This window comes from Candidatus Cardinium sp. cByotN1, from assembly GCF_022810525.1.
Lineage (GTDB): Bacteria > Bacteroidota > Bacteroidia > Cytophagales > Amoebophilaceae > Cardinium.
This window is the reverse complement of the sequence record NZ_JAACGG010000154.1, coordinates 1-2486: the sequence shown is the minus strand read 5'-3', so window position 1 is coordinate 2486 and position 2486 is coordinate 1. Positions and strand designations below refer to the sequence as shown.

Annotated in this window: 3 protein-coding genes and 1 pseudogene; all 4 read left to right on the top strand. The window is 37.0% G+C overall.

The window, feature by feature from the left end:
* Positions 1-70: 70 nt before the first annotated feature.
* Positions 71-271 (top strand): annotated as a pseudogene (locus MUW73_RS04715) (hypothetical protein); the annotation flags it as partial.
* 215 nt (positions 272-486) lie between these two features.
* The gene (locus MUW73_RS04115) at positions 487-1839 is read left to right on the top strand and encodes a type IV secretory system conjugative DNA transfer family protein (protein WP_243018468.1); all 1353 of its coding nucleotides are present in this window, start codon (positions 487-489) and stop codon (positions 1837-1839) included.
* Positions 1840-1858: 19 nt separating this feature from the next.
* Positions 1859-2125 (top strand): hypothetical protein, encoded by a 267-nt coding sequence (locus MUW73_RS04710; RefSeq protein ID WP_369127208.1) that lies wholly within the window; start codon positions 1859-1861, stop codon positions 2123-2125.
* Positions 2014-2334 carry a hypothetical protein gene (locus MUW73_RS04110; protein ID WP_243018465.1) on the top strand — a complete coding sequence of 107 codons (321 nt, stop codon included), beginning with the start codon at positions 2014-2016 and terminating at the stop codon, positions 2332-2334. Before MUW73_RS04710 ends, MUW73_RS04110 begins: the two co-directional genes overlap by 112 nt.
* Positions 2335-2486 lie beyond the last annotated feature (152 nt).

The window sequence follows — 2486 nt, the reverse complement described above, 5'->3', positions numbered from 1 at the left end:
ACATAATATTAATTATATAACAAATCGGGAACTTAGAATAGATGGGTGAAATACAAAAGCAGAAAGAAGGGTAAGTCCGCACACCGTTGCCGCTTATAAAACAGATCTGACGCAGTTTATTCACGCCCTGTCACGTATTAACATCTCAAAAAATACTTACGGAAGTAACCATACACGATATAAGAACTATATCTGTACGAAAGCTAGCAGATCAAAAAAGAATAGCCAAAGATACTATGAATTTTTATATTCCATGGGCCAGAAAAAATAATATTTTAACCTGGTTATCAAAAATGGAGCATATATGTAAGCAGATCTTACATGTTAATCCTGTGAATGATATTTTTTTGGAGCAAATTGTAAGCTACTAGCCGTTCATTGACCCTAAGACCCTAAGACCCGCTGCATCATCGTCTAATAGATACTGAATCTCTTTATTACCCGCTAGCAATTCATCGGCTTCTCTTTGGTAATCGTCTGCTATGAATGAAGCAAAATATTGCTATAGTATTTACTTTTCTGATAGGCTATCAGCTGTTTTTTTACCTACACTTACTCTATTTAAATGATATATCACTTATAGCTGATGCATGGGCTACATTCCTATCTTATTGTATAGCTGTGCAACATAACTGGATGGTTAACAGCCTATACGTATTATGCTTACTCTATTATCAATGCGATCAAATCGTCAGATTTATTGAAAGATTTAAACAAAAATGGGACTGCAACAGTTTATTCGTGTTAGGTTGGGCCGTGCTTTTCTGTTGTTATGTAATGTATTACCCTTTTTTTTGGGTAAAAGGAAATTTCCATATCTGGTTATATCCCTTGCTGTTTACGTTAGTTACCTGGCTGATTCCATTTGCTAACGATGAAGGTGATTTTCAACTGATCAATCCTACTAAGACCAAAAACAGAGCAGAAAGCATCACATTACCTGCATACAATGGACAATTACCCATTAATAATCCACAAAGGGGTATATATATTTTAGGCAATCAGGGTAGTGGTAAAACACGCTATGTATTGGAACCTATATTATACGCATTAATCAAAAAAGGTTATACTGGCATCATCTACGACTATGACTTTGAGGGAAGGCCGACTGAATCTGATCATAACTACTGTCTTACCAAGTTCGCTTTTAATTGTTTTTTAAAGTTCTGTGATGCTACTAAATTTCAATTCCATAGCATTAACTTTACTTCTCTTAGACATAGTATACGCGTCAACCCTATTGCGCCAAGATATATTCTAAACAGGGCCTACTTAGAAGAATACACCAGTGTACTATTACATAACCTGGTACCAGATAAAAAAGATGATTTTTGGAACCTAAGTACCAAAGCATTGCTAAAAGGGATGATTGTTTTTTTGGCTAATAGAATACCTAGATGCTGTACCTTACCGCATGTTTTAGCACTGGCTACCAAACTTATTGCTAGTATACTGCAATTAATTGAAAAAGATGACGAAGCGGCTAGTTACGCTAGTTCTATATTAGATGCCTTTAAGGGTGGACAAAAAACAGCGGGGCAATTGGTGGGTGTTATCGCTACCTTTAAAACGAACTTGCAAATCCTTTTAAATAAAGACTTATTTTGGGTATTAAGTGGGGATGATTTAGAGTTAACCATCAATGATAGCTGGAAACCAACTATCTTGTGTATAGGTAATCATCCATCTGCTAAATCTGCCTTCTCACTGGTTATCTCGCTATTGCTAACGGTTTGCTTTAAAGCTATGTATGGCCATAATAGAACCAAAAGTTTTGTAGCCATAGAGTTGCCCCACATTATTTATTCCAGAGCTAGCAGAGCTACCGGCTACTGCTAGAAAATATGGTATCAGCACAGTGGCTTGCGTTCAGTCCAATGCACAGTTAGAACATACTTACGGTAACATAGGAGCTAAACGTATACAGGATACCTTCGTCAATAAGATTATTGGTAATGTGGAAGGGACGTCTGCTGACTGGGCGAGTCATCTGATGGAAAAAAAGAAAAAAAAGTGGTCTCGTCTTCTACCTCAACTAGTCGTTACCAAAGTGGCCGTACAGAAACGGATGGAGAGGGTACCCATATACAAGAAAAACCTATCCTTTCCCCGCAAGATTTTATGAATTTTAAAGTGGGAACTTTTGCTGGAAGAGTAGTGGAAAGTAATCAAGCCTTCTTCAAATACCACTTGAAGAAGGTAAGCAATTTTGATGAAAAATTCGAAAATGAGAAACTAAAAGATTTGAAAGAGATCCATCAATACGTGGATATAGAGGAGAATTTTAAAAAAATACAACAAGAAATAGAGGTTTTATTAGGTAGGTGTGCATAAAACACCTACCTAAGCAAGACCCTTAAGCTGAGAACGAGATAGACCGGTTAACCGAAGAACCCTCTCTACCGATTCGCCTTCAGATAAGAGGACTCTAGCTATTTCTAGTTTGCCCTCTAGTTTGCCCTCTAATTTGCCTTCTAGCTTGCCCT